This window comes from Bordetella genomosp. 9 (assembly GCF_002261425.1).
Classification (GTDB): Bacteria; Pseudomonadota; Gammaproteobacteria; order Burkholderiales; family Burkholderiaceae_B; genus Bordetella_C.
In genome coordinates this window covers 301,503-317,860 of the sequence record NZ_NEVJ01000002.1, presented here as the reverse complement: position 1 = coordinate 317,860, position 16,358 = coordinate 301,503, and the positions used below count along the sequence as shown (strand labels likewise).

16 protein-coding genes are annotated in these 16,358 nt (G+C 65.5%); 5 read left to right on the top strand and 11 right to left on the bottom strand.

Features of this window, described 5'->3' with window-relative positions:
• Positions 1–8: 8 nt before the first annotated feature.
• Positions 9–569 carry a putative colanic acid biosynthesis acetyltransferase gene (locus CAL26_RS07455; RefSeq protein ID WP_086064000.1) on the top strand — a complete coding sequence of 187 codons (561 nt, stop codon included), beginning with the start codon at positions 9–11 and terminating at the stop codon, positions 567–569.
• Positions 566–1,813, top strand: a complete 1,248-nt coding sequence (locus CAL26_RS07450) for a glycosyltransferase WbuB (protein ID WP_094846296.1) — start codon at positions 566–568, stop codon at positions 1,811–1,813. The genes CAL26_RS07455 and CAL26_RS07450 overlap by 4 nt, the downstream gene beginning before the upstream one ends.
• A 179-nt stretch (positions 1,814–1,992) precedes the next feature.
• Here the strand turns inward: CAL26_RS07450 and CAL26_RS07445 are convergent, their stop codons facing one another.
• The 5 genes from CAL26_RS07445 to CAL26_RS07425 form a co-directional block, all read right to left on the bottom strand.
• Positions 1,993–2,682, bottom strand: a complete 690-nt coding sequence (locus CAL26_RS07445; protein ID WP_094846295.1) for a helix-turn-helix transcriptional regulator — start codon at positions 2,680–2,682, stop codon at positions 1,993–1,995.
• Positions 2,683–2,934: 252 nt separating this feature from the next.
• Positions 2,935–3,711 (bottom strand): helix-turn-helix transcriptional regulator, encoded by a 777-nt coding sequence (locus tag CAL26_RS07440; RefSeq protein WP_094846294.1) that lies wholly within the window; start codon positions 3,709–3,711, stop codon positions 2,935–2,937.
• Positions 3,712–4,249: 538 nt separating this feature from the next.
• Positions 4,250–5,878, bottom strand: a complete 1,629-nt coding sequence (locus CAL26_RS07435; RefSeq protein ID WP_094846293.1) for a glucosamine inositolphosphorylceramide transferase family protein — start codon at positions 5,876–5,878, stop codon at positions 4,250–4,252.
• Positions 5,879–6,087: 209 nt separating this feature from the next.
• Positions 6,088–7,590, bottom strand: coding sequence for a sensor histidine kinase (locus CAL26_RS07430; RefSeq protein WP_094846292.1), 1,503 nt, complete (start codon positions 7,588–7,590; stop codon positions 6,088–6,090).
• Positions 7,587–8,306, bottom strand: coding sequence for a response regulator transcription factor (locus tag CAL26_RS07425; RefSeq protein WP_094846291.1), 720 nt, complete (start codon positions 8,304–8,306; stop codon positions 7,587–7,589). The genes CAL26_RS07430 and CAL26_RS07425 overlap by 4 nt, the downstream gene beginning before the upstream one ends.
• A gap of 197 nt (positions 8,307–8,503) precedes the next feature.
• Between CAL26_RS07425 and msrA the strand changes: the two genes are divergently transcribed.
• Positions 8,504–9,226 (top strand): peptide-methionine (S)-S-oxide reductase MsrA, encoded by a 723-nt coding sequence (gene msrA, locus CAL26_RS07420; protein WP_094846290.1) that lies wholly within the window; start codon positions 8,504–8,506, stop codon positions 9,224–9,226.
• Between the two features lie 2 nt (positions 9,227–9,228).
• Here the strand turns inward: msrA and CAL26_RS07415 are convergent, their stop codons facing one another.
• Positions 9,229–9,438: a hypothetical protein gene (locus CAL26_RS07415; RefSeq protein ID WP_094846289.1), complete on the bottom strand. Its 210-nt coding sequence runs from the start codon at positions 9,436–9,438 to the stop codon at positions 9,229–9,231.
• 126 nt (positions 9,439–9,564) lie between these two features.
• A complete protein-coding gene (locus tag CAL26_RS07410; protein WP_094846288.1) occupies positions 9,565–9,891 on the bottom strand; it encodes an NIPSNAP family protein in 327 nt (108 codons plus the stop codon).
• A 159-nt stretch (positions 9,892–10,050) separates the two neighbouring features.
• On the opposite strand from CAL26_RS07410, the gene CAL26_RS07405 reads away from it, so the two are divergent.
• Positions 10,051–10,845 carry an N-acyl homoserine lactonase family protein gene (locus CAL26_RS07405; protein WP_094846287.1) on the top strand — a complete coding sequence of 265 codons (795 nt, stop codon included), beginning with the start codon at positions 10,051–10,053 and terminating at the stop codon, positions 10,843–10,845.
• Positions 10,846–10,862: 17 nt separating this feature from the next.
• Here CAL26_RS07405 and CAL26_RS07400 read toward each other — a convergent pair whose 3' ends face one another.
• The 4 genes from CAL26_RS07400 to CAL26_RS07385 form a co-directional block, all read right to left on the bottom strand.
• The gene (locus tag CAL26_RS07400; RefSeq protein ID WP_094846286.1) at positions 10,863–11,627 is read right to left on the bottom strand and encodes a carboxymuconolactone decarboxylase family protein; all 765 of its coding nucleotides are present in this window, start codon (positions 11,625–11,627) and stop codon (positions 10,863–10,865) included.
• Positions 11,628–11,646: 19 nt separating this feature from the next.
• Positions 11,647–12,537, bottom strand: coding sequence for an NAD(P)-dependent oxidoreductase (locus CAL26_RS07395; RefSeq protein ID WP_094846285.1), 891 nt, complete (start codon positions 12,535–12,537; stop codon positions 11,647–11,649).
• A 13-nt stretch (positions 12,538–12,550) separates the two neighbouring features.
• A complete protein-coding gene (locus tag CAL26_RS07390) occupies positions 12,551–13,927 on the bottom strand; it encodes an MFS transporter (RefSeq protein ID WP_094846284.1) in 1,377 nt (458 codons plus the stop codon).
• 96 nt (positions 13,928–14,023) lie between these two features.
• Entirely contained in the window at positions 14,024–14,929 is a 906-nt protein-coding gene (locus CAL26_RS07385) for an NAD(P)-dependent oxidoreductase (protein ID WP_094846283.1), read from the bottom strand.
• Between the two features lie 366 nt (positions 14,930–15,295).
• Between CAL26_RS07385 and CAL26_RS07380 the strand changes: the two genes are divergently transcribed.
• Complete coding sequence (locus CAL26_RS07380; RefSeq protein ID WP_256988151.1) at positions 15,296–16,300, top strand: Bug family tripartite tricarboxylate transporter substrate binding protein; 1,005 nt, start codon at positions 15,296–15,298, stop codon at positions 16,298–16,300.
• Positions 16,301–16,358: the final 58 nt, after the last annotated feature.

Genomic DNA, 16,358 nt, shown 5'->3' with positions numbered 1-16,358 from the left:
AGTCGGCCATGGATACTTTCCAGAGACTCAACCAATTCCAGATGCCGGCTGGCTTCCGCGGCAGGAACGCCCTGTACGTGCAGCTGTGGTGGATGGTGCAAAGCACCGCATTCCGCTATTCGCCACAGTTCGCCTACGGCTTCCGCCGCTTCCTGCTGCGCCTGTTCGGCGCGCAGGTGGGACACAAGGTACTGGTGCGCGCCAGCGCCAAGATCACCTACCCCTGGAAGGTGCGTATCGGCGACTACTCCTGGATCGGCGACGACGTCGTGCTCTACAGCCTGGCCGACATCGATATCGGCAACCATGCCGTGGTTTCCCAGCGCGGTTATCTCTGCGCCGGCGACCATGACGCCGCCCTGCCCGAGTTTCCGATTCGCGGCAGGCCCATCGTCATCGAGGACGGCGCCTGGATCGCGACCGACGTCTTCATCGCGCCGGGCGTCACCATCCACCGCAATGCCGTCGTCGGCGCGCGCAGTTCCGTCTTCAAGGACATGCCGTCCGACATGGTCTGCCACGGCACGCCCTGCCGCCCGGTACGCCCGCGCGTCCGGACACTCCCATGAAGATCGTCCTGTACGGCATCAACTTCGCGCCCGAGCTCACCGGCACCGGCAAATACACCGGTGAAATGGCCGCCTGGCTGGCGGCGCGCGGGCATGACGTGACGGCGATCACGGCGCCGCCCTACTACCCGCAATGGAAGGTCCAGGCAGGGTATCGGGCGGGGCGCTATGCGACGCAGGAATGGCAGGGCGTCAAGGTGCTGCGGGCGCCGCTCTGGGTGCCGCCCAAGCCCGGCGGCGTCAAGCGGCTGCTGCATCTCGCCACCTTCGCCCTGTCCAGCCTGCCGCTGCTGCTGGCCTGCGGCGCGCGTCGGCCGGACGTGATACTCGTGGTCGAGCCTCCGCTCTTCTGCGCGCCCGCCGCGGCCGCCATGGCGCGCCTGTGCGGCGCGCGAGCGTGGCTGCACATCCAGGACTACGAAGTCGACGCCGCCTTCGAGCTCGGCCTGTTGAAGGGCCGCGCATTGAAACGCATGGTCGCCGGCATGGAGCGCTGGCTGATGCGGCGCTTCGACCGCGTATCGACCATTTCCACGCGCATGCTGGCGCTGGCCCGCCGCAAGGGCGTCGACGAGTCGCGCCTGGTGCTCTTTCCCAACTGGATCGACGTCGCCGCGGCGCGCGATGGCCGCGACGCCTTTGACTATCGCGGCCTGCTGGGGATCGGCCAGGACGATATCGTGGCCGTCTATTCGGGCAACATGGGCGGCAAGCAGGGCCTGGAAACGCTGGCCGACCTGGCTCGCATACTGCGCCGCCGCCCGGACATCCATTTCATTTTCTGCGGCGAAGGCCACCAGCGCGAGGACCTGCAGCGGCGCTGCGCGGAGCTGGCCAACGTCCACTTCCTGCCGCTGCAGCCGGCGGAACGCCTGCCCGCGCTGCTCGCGACCGCCGACATGCATCTTCTCCCGCAACGCGCCGGCGCCGCCGACCTGGTCATGCCGTCCAAGCTGACCGGCATGCTGGCCAGCGGCCGGCCCGTCATCTGCGGCACGGCGGCCGGTACCGAGCTGGCCTACGTCGTGTCCTTGTGCGGCATCATCGTGCAGCCCGAGAACGCGCCGGCCATGGCGCGCGCGGTGCTGCGCCTGGCCGCATCGCCCACCCGGCGCGCAGCCCTGGGCCGCGCCGCGCTCGAGTACGCGCGCACGCAGCTCCATACCGATACGGTGCTGGAGCGGCTGGAACAACAACTACAAGAACTGGTCGCGCCCGGCGCGGCCGCGCTGAGGGCGCGCTGAAGGCACGCTTAGGGCGCGGAATACGAAGATGCGCGATCGCAACGCTGCGATCCGCATCCGCATCCCCATCCCCATCCGCATCCCCATCCGCGATCGCGCGATCATCGTCAGCAATCGGAATATGAATCGACGCCGGGGCCGCGCATGGCGGCCCCGCGATGACGTTCGCGGGCCTGCGCCTACCCCGGCGGCGCATCACCGTTTTCATGCGTGATGGAAGGCGCGGGAGGCTCGTCCCGCAGCAGGCCCTCCTGCACCGCGATATAGGCCGCCTCGGCCTGGTTCCGCGCATTCAGCTTCCAATACAGGGTCCGCGCGTGGCTCTTGACCGTCGCCACGGATATCCCGATCTCGCGGCTGATTTCACGCATGGTGCGGCCCTTCGCAAGCAGGCGCAGTATCTCCTCCTGCCGCGGCGTCAGCATGCGTATCGCCGTATGCCCGCGCCCAGGCATATGCGGCGTGGCCTGCGTCGCTTCGACGATGGTCCGCGGAAAGCATTGCCCGCCCGCCAGTACCAGATGCACGGCCGCCGTAATCGCCTCGGGTGTCGACGACTTGGGCAGCAGCCCGCAGGCGCCCGAGCGCGCCGCTTCCAGCAGGAAACGCGGATCCAACGTGTCGTGCAGCACCAGCGTATGGCGTGGCGCCAGCAGCGTCATCGACGCCGACAACATATGCAGATCATTTTCGGTCATCCCCGTCACGCCCAGCACCAGCAACTCGACCGGTCTGACAGCGGACAGTGATAACTCATTCAATTTGATGGGCGCCATTGCCATGACGCTTTCTGGACTGCGCGCCGTTTCCAGTATGTGTTGGATAGCGATGCGCAGAATGGCATATTCCTCGATCAGGACGGTAGTCATTCGCCGGGAGCCTCTCACGATGTGCTGAGCGTCCCAGCCACGCACGGGATCGGATCGATCGCGGCCCGCTAGGGAACTGCCTGCGCCATCGTATCAGCGACGCATCCCCGTGACTCTCGGCCGTGCGCATGACGGCAAACGCATGGGGACAGGTACGTATACGTCGGCCTTCGTCCCCAAGCAAAAAAGCAAGCCCCGACTCACGTCGGAAGGCTTGCTTCGGTTGCCGGCCTGCTTGGCGATGCTGCCGTGCTATAGGCGGGAGCGCTCATAGCTTGTTCCATTGGCGCCGCCAGCATCCCAATCCAGCGTCGCGCCACGTTGCAAGGCTGTATATACCGCCTCCCCTTTGTTTTTCACCTGTAGCCGCTGGTACAGCGTGCAGGCATGGGTCTTCGCGGTCGCCACGGAAATATTGAGCATGCGGCTAACCGTCTTGATCGGATAGCCACGCGACAACAGCACCAGGACTTCGTATTGCCGCGGCGTGATCTTCAGCAATTGCGCGCCCGCGGTGATCGGCATCGCCTTCGGCCCGTTGCCGTGATCGGCATCGCTGGACATCAGCATCGAGGCGGCCGCCGGTGCGTGCTGCATGGCCGACGCCATGGACGCTTCGACGGACCCCGACGCCTGCCCCATCTGGCCGCTCGGAAAACATTGGCCACCAGCCATCACCAGCCGGATGGCTGCTTCAAGCACCTCGATCGAGGCTGTCTTCATGAGGCAGCCATGGATACTTCCTTCCGGAAGGCGAGACAACGCCTGCATGGGCATGTTATCGACCAGCAGGAGGATGCGCTTGGGCGCCAACACCCGACGCACATCGGCCAGCGCTTGCCAGCCCGTTTCGGTTTCAATCGGCAGGCCGAAAATAAGCAATTCGGCACTGCGGTTCTGCTCAGCGGCTTCGTCCAGATTCGCCAGATCCAATCCGACGATTTCCCACACGCCTTCGACCTTGCCCAGAATTTGACGCAGACCCAGCCTCAAGAGTGGATGAGCCTCGATCAAGACCATTTTCGACATAGCTTTCCCCATAAGACATCATTAGATGCAGCAGAGATGCAGCAGTGAATGGTACGTAGCGCAAACACACGGCGATTAATATTATTGTTCGGTGTGCCTGCCGACCACATGGACGAGATGTTGGCGAACCGACCGAAACTTGAGTAGTCATCGTTAGGATGACGCACCATGTTATGGGTAGGCCGCTTCAAAATCAAGCTTGTCCAATGGACATAAACCGACAGGAAGCGAAGTCATCCGTTAGTATCAATCGAATGCTCCTCACCGTCCTTCCCTGATTTTTTCCGCACGATTAAACAGCACTGCCGCGCCGGTTTAAAAGCGGAACTAAAAAAGTTTTGAATGGAGTCGGACTGCAAGATTTTGCAAGCGGTCCCGGGCGCGTTGTGTCTTCATTTGGAGCTCCAAGCCTTGTTTCAAGGGGTTTTCGGGGGAAACGGCGAAGCGCTGCTACTAACACTTGCAATTCGCCGCGATTATGCTGCGGGGTCCAGCGAATAGTCAGCGCACGAGGCGCTGTAACGTTTACCAGTATTTGTTATTCCATAAATGCAAAGTCGAAGACAGTGTGCCCGCCGTGGTGGTGCCAATGATGCATCGACGCGAATGGCTTTCTCAGGAAATTGGGGTAATGCACCGGGCCGTCGGCTTCGCGGTAGGTCCGGGGCGTCAGCTCTTCAATACGGTTGAGCGATACCCCTTTGCCATAGTGCTGGAAACCCTGGGACTGGGCGCAGCGCACCACGCTCCCGTCCTGCGCCATGATCATTCCGGCGTTGCGGGCCTTCACGGGGCTGCGGACGATGGGATTCAGCGCGTGCGGCTGCCAGCTGTCCGTGTCCGGCCGGTCCGCATGGAAGGCGAAGAGCTCGTCGCAATGGCTCAGGCCGTCGGTGCGGTCGATATTGGTGAACAGCCACCAGCGGTCGCCGTACGGGAAAACGATGGTGTCGACGGCGGAAATATTGTTCATCAACGTGCAATGTAATTCCCATTTCAGCGGGAATTCGGTGCATTTCCACAGTTCGATGGTACGGTTACCGCAGGTTTCCGGAACCATGTAGGTCGCGCCGCCGTATTCGAATATGTACGGGAAGCTGAGGTGGTACGGCAGATCCAGCACCACCCCCAGGAAGCGGAAGGCGCCGTCGATATACGTCGCCACGGATATCTTCCCTTTACGTTCGCGGAAGTAGTAATCCTCGAAGAAAATGAAAGGCTGCCCGTTGCGGGTGTAGACGAAAGGGTCGGCGAAAAAGCGGTCTTTCGGCGGCTCCATGACGGCGGCCTCGGACGTCACGACTTCTTCGCGGCCGGTCGGGCACATGCCGATTCGCCAGCGTACGTTGCGCTTCATTGCCCGGCGCAGGACCATGCTGGAAGCCAGCCAGGCCTGCCGCGCCAGGTAGGCCATGCCGTCGCGCTGCGCGGGTTGCGGCCGCGTCATGGCGGTATGGATCTGCAGCGACGACGACAATTCCTTGCGGCGTTCCGGCCGCACCATCGCCTGCAGCGTATCGAAGATCATCAGGTTGCCCAGGCTCAGCGCGCGCGCGCGGTTCTTCAGCCAGAACACTTCCGTATTGAAGCTGCGGGCGTCGATCAACTCGTCGGCCTGCTCGGTGGCGCCCAGCCGCCACAATTTGACGGTGGTGTGATCGGCACGCTGGTAGACCTCCCAGAAGCCGGCATGCGCGACGTCCTGCTGATCCTTCAGCTCGGAATGCACCGGCATCCACACGCCGGCAGCCGGCAGCGAAGCCAGTTCGCCCCGCACGGCCGGCGCGCCCAGCACCAGGATGACGTCCAGCTGCAGCGCCATCAGCGCGCGCAACTGGTCGGCGTCCGCGGCGACGCGGCCGCCGGGGCCGCGCGTGATGGCCAGGTCCAGCACCGGCGTGCCGGCCGGCAGCGACGCGCTCAGGTCACTGGTCGCCAGTTGCGCGCGATGGCGCGTCTCCAGCATGCGCGACTCGAGCCGGGCGACGGTGCCCAAGGGGTCGCGCGTCCAGGGCAGGCTGCGTTCCGCCGACGGGGTGTCATCCCATGCGACGATCAGCGCGGCAACTCGAAAATCCTCCTCACGCGCGAGCCACCGGGCGATTTCATGTATCCACCCCGCCTGGTTCGTGGCACTCACCAGCAACGCAACGGTCTTCTTGTCCATGTCGTATCCGATTGGGCGTTCAGTCGTACCTACTCCGCGCAGATAGTGCGCGCAGTAATGCGAGAGCTCCAGAATGCGTTCATCCTAGGACGGACGAGCGAGCGCCCGCGCGGGGCCTCCTAGATCGAAAGCACGGCTCTACATCTATCGATGGACAGGACGGGGCGCGGCGCGCCTGGACGCCGCCGCCCGCGTCACGGGAAGAGACCTCAAACGTCCAGGAGCGCCGGAGACGCGTCGCGGGCGGGCAGGCGGAATTCGAAGACGGCGCCGCGGCCGGCGCGCCGCGCGAGCCGTATTTCGCAGCCGTGCAGCGCGAGTATCCGATGCACCGTCAGCAGCCCGAGGCCGCCGGCCTGGGCGTTATCGGCGCGCCACACCGACGCGCGCGTGAACAGGTTGGCCCGCAGGGGTTCGGGTATGCCGGGCCCGTCATCGCTGACGGAAACCCGCGCCCCGCCGTCCAGCGTGCTCATGCGAACATCCACGGTACCGCCCGCCGGGCTATGGCGGATGGCGTTGTCGAGCAGGTTGGTAAGCACGCGCTCGATCATCCCGACGTCCGCCTCCACTGGCGGTAGGTCTCGGTCGAAATCGGCCGCCAGGCGTACGCCGCGCGCCTCCGCCGACAGTTCGAACTTCTGGAAGACGTCCTGGACCAGGTCCGGCAGCACGAAGACTTCCTTGTCGGGATGGATCAGCCCGGATTCCAGCCGCGCCAGCTCGAACAGCGATTGCGCCAGCCGCCCGACCTTGCGGCTCTGTCCCAGCGCCGTTTCCAGGTAGCGCCGCCGCTCGGCGCCATCCAGCGTATCGGCCTTCACCAGCAGCGTTTCCAGATAGCCGTGCAGGGACGTCAGCGGCGTGCGCAGATCGTGCGAGATGTTGGCGACCAGCTCGCGGCGCTGCTGGTCCTGGCGGCTGAGTTCGCGCCATTGCTCCGCGATGCGCGCGGCCATCTGGCGGAAGGCGTGCTCCAGCACGCCGATCTCGTCGCCGCCGGCGGGCGGGAGCGCGTGGGCCGGCGCGGCCTGCAGCGTCGCCGTCGCGGCGGCCTCGTTGCCGTCGAAGTCACGCACCACGCCGGTCAGCCGCCGCAGCGGCCGCGTGATCAGGTTGAAGGCCACCAGGCCGGCGATCAGGCAGCACAGGGCCACCAGGGCCAAGGACCACAGCGTCGTGCGCAGGACGCTGCTGGCGGCGAGGTTGGCGGAGACGGCCTCCAGCCGCTCGCCCTGCAATACCACGTACACATAGCCGGCGTCGCGCCCGCCGACCTGCAGGGGCGCGGCATCGAAGACCTTGCGCGCCGTTTCGCTGCGTGGATCGTCGCCGAAGATCGGCAGCGACGCGCCGGATAGCAGGCGCCGCACCGGTTCGATATCCACGCGGTCGCGCTTGAGACGGCCGCGCGGGGCGGCGTCGCCGACGATGCGGCCGTCGTTGTCCAGCAGATAGACCTCGACGCTGGGATTCACCGCCATCAGCTTGGCGAACAGGTCGCGCACCGCGCCGGGACGCAGGCCGCCTTCGTCCATCAAGGGCGTGGTTTCCGCGATATGCCGCGCCAGGCCGCTGGACAGGCGCTGCGCGGTTTCTTCCTCGCGCAGGCGGTTGGCGCCGATCTGCAGCCAGGCGGCCGCCGCCATGCACGCCAGCAGCAGCAAGGCGAAGACCAGGGACAGGCGTTGCGTCAGGCTCAGGCGTTTCATGCGTCTTCCCCGGCGCCGGTCGCGTAACGGTAGCCCTTGCCCCATACGGTCAGGATGCGCCGGGGTTCCGCCGGATCCGCCTCCACTTTCAGGCGCAGGCGGTTGATGTGGGTGTTGACCGTGTGCTCATAGCCGTCATGCTGGTAGCCCCAGACGTGATGCAGCAGCTCCATCCGGGAAAAGATCTTGCCCGGATGGCGGGCGAAGAAATACAGCAGGTCGAACTCGCGCGGCGTCAGGTCGACGTCCTTGCCGTCGACCTGGGCCACGCGCGCGATCGGATCGATGCGCAAGCCGGCCAGTTCGAGGGTGCCGCCTTCCATGCGGGCATCCCGGGCCAGGGCATCGACCCGGCGCAGCAAGGCCTTCACGCGCGCCACCAGTTCCATCATGGAGAAGGGCTTGGCCAGGTAATCGTCGGCGCCCAGCTCCAGGCCGATGATGCGATGCACTTCGCTGGCGCGGGCGCTGGTGATGATGATGGGCGTATAGCGGCTCATCGCCCGCGCGCGCCGGCAGATTTCCAGGCCGTCGACGCCGGGCAGCATCAAATCCAGCACCAGCAGATCCCAGCCGCCGCCTTCCAGCAGGCGCAGGCCGTTGTCGCCATCCGCCGCGTGGACGACGTCATAGCCCTCGTCGCGCAGATGCAGGCGCAGCAGTTCGGCGATGTGGGCGTCGTCTTCGACGATCAGGATGCGTTTCAGGGTAGTCATGGCGATGGTGGCGGTGGCTCGGGCGGCACGGCGGCGCGGGCGGGGTCGGACGTGGGCAGGCGCCCGGCGGTAATCCGGCGGCTATTGTCGCGCAGCGCGGCGCCGCTGTCGGCGCCCGCGGGCGAATATCACGTTTAATTTAAGTTTGCGGGCGCGGGCGCGCGGGATAATGCCCCGTACCTTCCAAGGAGTCCGCCATGCCGTTCGCCATACTCTCCCGCGCCAGATTCCCCGCCCTGGTCCTGGCCGCCGGCGCCGCCGTTGCCGCCGCCCTGTTCGCCGGCCATGCGCCGGCCGTGGCGGCCGAGGACGCGGTCGTCATCCCGCCGCCCGCACTGGACGAACCCGCCACCACGGCGGCGACGGAAACCGCCGTGTTCGCCGGCGGCTGTTTCTGGGGCGTGCAAGGTGTGTTCCAGCACGTGCGCGGCGTGACCCAGGCCGTGTCCGGGTACGCGGGCGGCAAGCCGGGCACCGCGAGCTACGATCGGGTCAGCGGCGGCGACACCGGGCACGCCGAATCCGTCCAGGTCACTTACGATCCGCGCCAGGTCAGCTACGGCAAGCTGCTGCAGGTGTATTTCTCGGTGGCCCACGATCCCACCCAGCTGAATCGCCAGGGGCCGGACACCGGCACGCAGTACCGTTCCACCATTTTCACCAGCAATGAAACGCAGCAACGCGTCGCCAAGGCCTATATCGCGCAGCTCGATCGGGCCGGGGTCTATGGCAAACCCATCGTCACCACGCTGGAAAATCTGCGCGGCTTCTATCCCGCCGAGGCCTACCACCAGAATTTCCTGGTGAACAATCCCCGCTATCCGTACATCGTGTTCAATGACCTGCCCAAGGTCGACAACCTGAAGCACATGTTCGCCGACATCTACCAGGAGCAGCCCGTCCTGGTGGCGGTCAAGTAAGGTCAGTTCGGGGGCGCCGGCTGCCCGGCGAGCGGCGCCACCCGCGGGGCCACGGCCACCTGCACCAGGCTGGGCCGCCAACGCTGGCGGCAGGACTCGACGCTCTTGCCTTCCTGGATGCCGCGATAGAAGCCGGTGGCCTGTTCCACGGTGCGGAAGTGGTAGAAACTACCGCCGTGTTGTACGGTGCGCCCGTCGCGGCCTGAGTTCATGGTGCTTCTCCCCGAAGTGAACCGTATCCGCCAGCAAACGGCATGCCCGGACCAGCCGTGCAGGCCAGTGCCCAGGGTCGGCTCCGAGCCGGCCCCAAGCCGGCCACGCGCAGGCCGTCAAGGCACTCAGCGCATGGCCGAATACGCGGTCGGCGCCAGGAACTGGTTTTCGACGCGCTCGACGATCGGCTTTTCGGCTTCCGTCGCGTTGCGCTGGCGCACCCATTCGGGATCGGCCTGGAAGGCGTTCCACTTCTGCTCGCGCTCGGCCAGGCTTTCCCACTTCAACAGATAGGTCAGCGCATGATTGCTGTTGCCCACCAGCGTGGTCCAGAAACCGATCTGCTCGATGCCGTACTTCTTGAAGAAGTCCAGCGTGATGTTGGTGAAGCGCTCGTGCAGGGCCGGCAGGCGGCCCGGAGCGCAGTGGTAGACGCGCATTTCGACGATCATCCCTTCATCTCCTTGTGTCCCGAAACGTCCCGGAACGGCTACCCGCCGTTCGCGGATGCATGATACCCGCAAGTCGGGCCTAAGATTGTATTATTGACTGACTGTCAGACCTTCACCTATGATCGCTCGATCCAGAGCGGAAGAACGAAGGAGACACCCATGCTGCCCGAGTACGAAGTCTTCGCGATCAAGTACGGCGAACATCAGCGCACGGCCAGCGCCAATTTCATCGGCGGCGATCCGCATGACGGGCCCATGCCCATGGACTATTTCGTGTGGCTGATACGCGATGCCGCGCGCGTGTGGGTGGTCGATGCCGGCTTCGATGCCGAAGAAGCCCGCAAGCGGGGCCGCAAGCTGATCCATCCCATGCGCGACGCCCTGAAACTGATGGACGTCGACGTCGACGCGGTACGCGACCTGATCGTCACCCATATGCATTACGACCATGTGGGCAACCTGGCTGCCTATCCCAAGGCCACCTTCCATCTGCAGGACCGCGAAATGGAATACGCCACGGGCCGCTACATGGCGCATCGCTGCATCGCCGAAGCCTTCAACCTGCGCGACGTGCTGCAGATGGTGGAGCAGGTCTATGCGGGCCGGGTCCAATTCCATGACGGCGACGCCGACATCGCCCCGGGCATCACGGTGCACCATATCGGCGGGCACACGCGGGGCCTGCAGGTGGTCAGGGTGCATACGGCGCGCGGCTGGGTCGTGCTGGCGTCCGACGCGTCGCACTATTACCGGAACATGGAGGAAGGACGGCCCTTCCCCGCCGTCTTCAACGTCGGCGAGATGCTGGAAGGACATCGCCGCCTGGATGCGCTGGCCGACAGCCATGCCCACATCGTGCCGGGGCACGACCCGCAGGTGCTGCTGCGCTATCCGCCGCCGTCGCCCGCCCTGGCCGGGCTGGTGGCCGCCCTGCACGTGCCGCCCCGGCAGTAGGCCTGCGCGGCGGGCCGCTAGCGCGGGTCGCCGCGCGCCGCCCACGCCTGTTCCAGGATGGGCGCCCCGACTTCCGCCGCATGGATGCCGATGGTGCTCACGATCTCCAGCATCTCCATGAGCTCATGGGCCGTGGCGCCGTAGCCCAGCGCATTGCGCATGTGCAGCTTCAGTCCCGGCACATAGAGGTGCGTGGCCGACGCGTCGAAGGCGCAGTACATCAGCTCCTTGACCTTGGGCGGCAGCACGCCGGCGCGCCAGGGCACCGACGAGAAATCCAGATAGGCCTGGAAGAACTCCGGATCCAGTTCCAGCAGGCCTTCGAAGGTTTCGTGCCAGTAGCCGCGCTGCGTGCGGAAGTCCGCCTTCAGCGCCTCGCGGCGCGCGTCCAGCGGCGCGGGCGCATCGCGCAACCCTTCTTCGCGCAGGACTTCCAGCAGCACCGGTACGCCCACATTCGACGCATGGATGCCCAGGGTGCTGGTCAGCACCAGCACTTCCATCAATTCTTCGCGGGTGGCGCCGTGACGGATCGCGGATTCGATATGGGTGCGTATGCCCGGGCGATACAGCTGGGTCGCGGCGGCGTCGGCGGCGATGTGGATGAAATCCTTGACCTTGTCTTCCAGATGGTTCTTCTTCCAGGGCACGGCGGCCAGGTTCAGATAGGCTTCGAAGAAGCCGGCATCCAGGCGCAGGATGCTTTCCCATTCCGGCCCCCAGGCGCCGCGCAGGCGGATGAACGCGTCCTTGAGCGCGTGTTGCCGTTCCGTCATTTCCATGGCTGTCGCTTCCTGTTCTTCAGTCCTTGAGCCGGACGCCGCCCGACACGTCGCCGATCGCGTCGACGACGCGGTTGCTGATCTTGTCCCCGTAGCCCAGCGCCGTGGCCAGGCCGAAGCAGGACATGGGGCCGGACGCGTTGAACGACGCGACGCCCAGTTCGTGCGCCAGGTCCACGTACAGCACCACGTCCTTGGTCATGAGCTTGCTGGTCAGGCCGCCTTCCAGGTAATTGCCATCGACGATGTGCGGAAAGCGGTTCTGCGTGGCGAAGTTCACGCCGCTGCTGCTATTCAGTACGTCCAGCAGCTGGTGCAGATCCAGGCCCGCCTTCTTGCCCGCCACCATGACTTCGGCAGTGGCCGCCAGGCTGACGGCGTTCAGGAAGTTGTTCAGCAGCTTGGTGGTGTGGCCGGCGCCGCTGGCGCCCATATGCAGCGCCTTCGTGCTGAAGGGCTGGAAAACCCAGCGCACGGCGTCCACGGCTTGCGCGTCGCCGCCCATCATCAACGTCAGCGTGCCCTTCTCGGCCGCGGCCGCGCCGCCGGAAATGCCGGCGTCGATGTAATGCACGCCCTTGTCGCGAAACACGCCATGCAGCCGCTTGGTCGAGCTGGCGGCCGCGGTGCTCAGGTCGACCACGGTCTGGCCGGCCCGGCAATGCGCCAGCACGCCGTCCGGGCCTTCCACGACCGCCTCGACGACGTGGCTGTCGGGCAGCGACATCAGCACCACGTCGCAGGCCTGGACGACGTCGCGCACGCTACCCGCCGCCGTCGCCCCGCACGCGGCGGCGCGCGATGCATCCGTATCGAAGCCCAGCACCGGGATGCCGGCGTCCACCAGGCGCCGCGTCATGCGTCCGCCCATATTGCCCAGGCCGATGAAACCCACTTTGTCATTGCGCATGGCAACCATCCTTTCAGAAATCGACGTCCCGCGTTTCGGGGCCCATCAAGGCGCCTATCGTGCCGATCACCGCCCCGATGACCAGCAGCGCCACCGGCGTGGCCCGCATGGGCATGAAGCGGCCCAGCCAGTTCATGTAGAAGGCGTAGAACGAGGGAATGATCACGGACAGGCTGAAGCCGACGCCGAAGCCGGTCGCGCGCACGTCCGTCACGAAGCGCTCGTTGATGTACGTGACGATGACGCCCCACGGCGACGTCACCAGGACCGACAGCACTACCACCAGCAGCATGATCACCGGCAGGGGCATGCCCGCCGCGTGCGACAGCAGATAGAACAGCACCGCGCCCACGGTGGCGATCAGCGGCGCGGCCAGCAGGAAGAAGCGGCGGCGGCCGATGCGCTGGCCCAGCACGCCCGAGGCGATATAGCTGAAGAACAGCGCCGCATAGCAGACCAGCAGCGTGGCGGCCGTATCGAAGGCGCTCATGTGCAGCGTGCCCGAGAGCAGGCCAGTCGGCATGTAGATCGTGATCAGGTTCTGCGTCAGCCAGAAGCCGGTCATCAGCAGCAGGACCTGCAGCAGGTTGCGGCCGCTGCGGCCGCTGACCAGGTCCATCAGGGGCAGCTTGTCCCGGGCCCGTTCCGCGGCCTTGGCCGGGTTCCTGGCGGCGGCGCCCTTCTTCGCCTCGGTCTGCCAGATTTCGGATTCGGCGACCTTGTGGATGTAGTACCAGGCCAGCACGCCGGCCAGCACCGCGCCGATCAGGAAGGGGATGCGCCAGCCCACCTGGGCGTAGGGCGACTGCGGGCCGTCCAGCGGAAACAGGGCGAACATCAGCATCGCCACCAGGTTGATGCAGACATAGGCCGCCGGGAAGCCCGCGAGTATCAGGCCGCCGACGAAGCCGCGCTGCGATTTGCGCGAGTATTCGATGGCCAGGGGCATCGCGCCGGTGTAGCCCCCGCCCAGGAATATCCCGTCGATGAAGCGCAGCGCCACCAGCAGCAGGTAGGACGCGATGCCTATGCTGTCGTAGCCGGGCAGCAGTCCGATCAGCAGCGTCACCACGCCGAATCCCGACACGGACCAGATCGATGCCATGCGCCGGCCGATGCGGTCTGCCACCATGCCGAAGATCAACGCGCCGATGGGACGACCCAGCAGCGTGGTGATGAACACCAGCGATGCCAGGATCGCTTCGGTCGCCGGCGCCACGCCGCGCGGCTGGAAGTAGAACAGCACCGGCGCCAGCACGACCACCGGCAGGTAGATGTCGAACATGTCGATGAATTCCGAGAAGAACGCGCCCTTGATGGCATTGCGGCGTTTCTGCTCGACGGAGGCCTCGATGGCGGGCGCGTGGCCGGCCTGTACGAATGTAGCCATGTTGCTCCTTCCACGTTATTGATCTTATTGACAGATTGTCTTATTGCAATCCGGGCAAAAAATTTCCGCCGGACGGCCGGCGGCAATGCGCAGGGTTCAGGAATGGCGGGCGCCGGCGTCGGGGTCCAGCATGCGGTACATCTCGGTGTGGTCCGTGGTGGGCGTGGCGTCCTGGGAAACCTGGTCCCAGACGTCGGTCACGGTCTCGCCGACGCGCAAGGGATAGTCCACCGTCGCGGCCAGCGCGCGCGCGATCTTCAGGTCCTTGTTCATCAGCTGCATGAAAAAGCCGGATGCATAGGATCCGCTCAGCATGAACTGCTTGACCTTGTTTTCAGAGGTATTGCTGCGCCCGGTGGAGGCATTGAGCACGTCCGTCATGACCGACGGGTCGATGCCGAAGCGCGCCGCCACGTGCAGGGCTTCGACGGTGGCCAGCAGGCCGGCCGCGGACACGTAGTTGTTCAAGGCCTTGGCCGCGTGGCCGGCCCCCGCGTCGCCGATGCGCAGGATGCTCTTGCCCATGGCTTGCAGCAGCGGCATGCAGCGTTCCAGGACCGCCGGATCTCCGCCCACCAGGATGGCCAGGCTGCCGTCCGTGGCGCGCCTGACGCCGCCGGAGACAGGCGCGTCCAGATAGGACAGGCCCATGTCGCGCAAGGTCGCGCCCAGGTCGCGGGAACGCGCGGGTTCGGATGAACTCATGTCGATGACCACGGCGCCCCGCTTCAGGCGGCTGGCCCAGCCTGCGGCGCCATCGCCCAGCAGGACGCTTTCGACGATGGCGGAATTGGGCAGCATGGTGACCAGGGCGTCGAGCGTGCCGGCGTTGTCCTCCGTCAGGGCGGCGGCGTTCAGCTCCTTGCAGAGGGTGTCGGTGCGTGCGGCGTCTGCGTCCGCCAGGAACAGGGAGAAGCCCGCGTTGGCCAGGCAGCGCGACATGGGCGTGCCCATCATGCCCAGGCCGATGAAACCGATGCGATGCGGGGGGGATTGCGTCATGGGGAAACCTTGTCTGTATAGGCGTGATCGATGTGCGCGATGGCCGGCGCGGCGCGATGCCCGCCCAGGCTCATGCCAAGACTAAATCTCGTCATACAATCGGTCAATATTATTGACCTGGGGTTTACCCTGAAATCACACCATCCTGTCTAGTCGCGCGGGCTGCTTCCCACGCCGGCCAGCGCCGCGACCCGCATATCAAAAATGTATACCCCCGCGCCAAACACCTATTTGACCCACCCCGACCTTGCTCTTAGTCTCCCGCCTGTGCCTGGGTCAAGGGGATTGCCTATGCCGAAGCGCATACGTCCGGGGTACGACAGCCCTCGTGAAGCATCAATACAAATCAGCGGAGCATTTTTCATCATGCATATCTCGCGTCGAAAATTCCTCGGATCGATGGCGGCCACCCCGCTCGCCGCGGGCGGCCTGCTCTCAAGCAGAGGCGCCGGCGCCGCGGAAACCTACCCGGCACGCCCCGTGAAACTGCTCGTCCCCTTTTCGCCTGGCAGCAGCACGGATATCGCCGCGCGCACCTATGCGGAACTGATGGCCAGGCAAATGTCCGCGGAATCCGTTTTCGTGGAAAACCGGGCCGGCGCGGGCGGAACGATCGGAGCGGGCGTGATAGCCCGGGCACCCAATGATGGATACAACCTGCTGTACAGCACCGCGACGACGTGGGCGATCGCGCCGTTCGTCTATCCCGACCTCTCTTACAAACCCGCCCGCGACTTCACGCCGATCGCAGTGACCATCGCCATCCCCACGGTACTTGTCGTCAGCGGCGACAGCGACATCAAGGACTTCAAGGACCTGGCGGCGCGCGTCAAGGCACATCCGGAAAAGTACAGCTATGGGTCCAATGGCGTGGGCGCGCATAGCCACATCACTTCCAAGCTGCTAGCCAACCGGATGGGCGCGCCCAATCTGCTGCACGTTCCCTTCAAGCAGGGCTCGCAGGGAGTCATGACCGAGATCATGGGTGGACGGCTTACGTTTGCAGTCGACGCGTGGTCGGTCGTCGGGCCCCATATCAAATCGGGCCGCCTGCGCGGCCTGGCGACGATCGCCAAGGAAAGGCTCGCCGTCGCACCGGATATCCCCACCGCCACCGAACTGCTGGGCCAGGACTTCGATACCACGACTTGGAACGGACTGTGGGCGCCAGCGGGTATATCGGCCGATATCGTCAAGCGCCTTCATGACGCCATGGCCGTCGGCCATGACATGCCGGCGCTGGTCACTCAATTCCAGAACCAGGGCACGCCGCTCATGCCGAGGATGTCGGGGGAAGAGGTGAACGCCTTCATGAAAGACCAGATCGTGCGCTGGCAGGCCTTTGTGAAAGAAGCGGATCTGACAACCTGAAGCACGAGACGCGGCCCGGCCGGGGCTCCACGCCCCCGCCGTGGCCGCTACGCCACGC

Excerpts from the sequence above, each read along its gene's own strand:
- CAL26_RS07440 (WP_094846294.1), bottom strand. The coding sequence starts at position 3,711 with ATGTCGAAAATGGTCTTGATCGAGGCTCATCCACTCTTGAGGCTGGGT.
- CAL26_RS07430 (WP_094846292.1), bottom strand. The coding sequence starts at position 7,590 with ATGAAACGCCTGAGCCTGACGCAACGCCTGTCCCTGGTCTTCGCCTTG.
- CAL26_RS07380 (WP_256988151.1), top strand. The coding sequence starts at position 15,296 with ATGCATATCTCGCGTCGAAAATTCCTCGGATCGATGGCGGCCACCCCG.
- CAL26_RS07400 (WP_094846286.1), bottom strand. The coding sequence starts at position 11,627 with ATGGAAATGACGGAACGGCAACACGCGCTCAAGGACGCGTTCATCCGC.
- CAL26_RS07410 (WP_094846288.1), bottom strand. The coding sequence starts at position 9,891 with ATGATCGTCGAAATGCGCGTCTACCACTGCGCTCCGGGCCGCCTGCCG.
- CAL26_RS07385 (WP_094846283.1), bottom strand. The coding sequence starts at position 14,929 with ATGACGCAATCCCCCCCGCATCGCATCGGTTTCATCGGCCTGGGCATG.
- CAL26_RS07425 (WP_094846291.1), bottom strand. The coding sequence starts at position 8,306 with ATGACTACCCTGAAACGCATCCTGATCGTCGAAGACGACGCCCACATC.
- CAL26_RS07390 (WP_094846284.1), bottom strand. The coding sequence starts at position 13,927 with ATGGCTACATTCGTACAGGCCGGCCACGCGCCCGCCATCGAGGCCTCC.
- CAL26_RS07395 (WP_094846285.1), bottom strand. The coding sequence starts at position 12,537 with ATGCGCAATGACAAAGTGGGTTTCATCGGCCTGGGCAATATGGGCGGA.
- CAL26_RS07405 (WP_094846287.1), top strand. The coding sequence starts at position 10,051 with ATGCTGCCCGAGTACGAAGTCTTCGCGATCAAGTACGGCGAACATCAG.
- msrA (WP_094846290.1), top strand. The coding sequence starts at position 8,504 with ATGCCGTTCGCCATACTCTCCCGCGCCAGATTCCCCGCCCTGGTCCTG.
- CAL26_RS07415 (WP_094846289.1), bottom strand. The coding sequence starts at position 9,438 with ATGAACTCAGGCCGCGACGGGCGCACCGTACAACACGGCGGTAGTTTC.
- CAL26_RS07450 (WP_094846296.1), top strand. The coding sequence starts at position 566 with ATGAAGATCGTCCTGTACGGCATCAACTTCGCGCCCGAGCTCACCGGC.
- CAL26_RS07455 (WP_086064000.1), top strand. The coding sequence starts at position 9 with ATGGATACTTTCCAGAGACTCAACCAATTCCAGATGCCGGCTGGCTTC.
- CAL26_RS07445 (WP_094846295.1), bottom strand. The coding sequence starts at position 2,682 with ATGACTACCGTCCTGATCGAGGAATATGCCATTCTGCGCATCGCTATC.
- CAL26_RS07435 (WP_094846293.1), bottom strand. The coding sequence starts at position 5,878 with ATGGACAAGAAGACCGTTGCGTTGCTGGTGAGTGCCACGAACCAGGCG.